At 45.7% G+C, this 466-nt stretch carries 1 pseudogene; it reads left to right on the top strand.

Annotation, left to right across the window (positions count from 1 at the left end):
* A pseudogene (locus B3182_RS03920) lies at positions 1 to 329 on the top strand (molecular chaperone HtpG); the annotation flags it as partial.
* Positions 330 to 466 lie beyond the last annotated feature (137 nt).

Genomic DNA, 466 nt, shown 5'->3' with positions numbered 1-466 from the left:
CCCTGGATGAGAAGGTCAAGGATGTTCGCATCACTCATCGTTTGACCGATTCACCAGCCTGTCTGGTGGCCGATCATTACGATATGAGCGGTAACCTGGAACGCATGCTCAAAGCTGCAGGCCAACAGGTTTCAGCCAGCAAACCAATCCTGGAACTCAATCCGGAACATCCAATGGTTGCTAAACTGAAAGACGAACAGAACGATGAACAGTTCAGTGACTGGACATCCATTATCTTCGATCAGGCTTTATTGGCCGAAGGCGGACAACTGGAAGATCCGGCCAGCTTCGTCAAAAAACTGAACGCGATGTTATTACAACGCGCATAAATGGAAATCAGCCCATTACTCGGTTTGTAAGAGTAATGGGCTTTTTCATCATCTTTTACCCTGACTGCTTAAACTTAAATCCTAATCTTCGGTTCTACAAAACATTTGCTCATGGTAGGTTGGGTTGAAGCATGAAA

The organism is Methylophaga sp. UBA4204, from assembly GCF_002379485.1.
Taxonomy (GTDB): domain Bacteria; phylum Pseudomonadota; class Gammaproteobacteria; order Nitrosococcales; family Methylophagaceae; genus Methylophaga.
The sequence above is the reverse complement of the archived record's forward strand: the minus strand, read 5'-3'. Positions and strand labels throughout refer to the sequence as shown.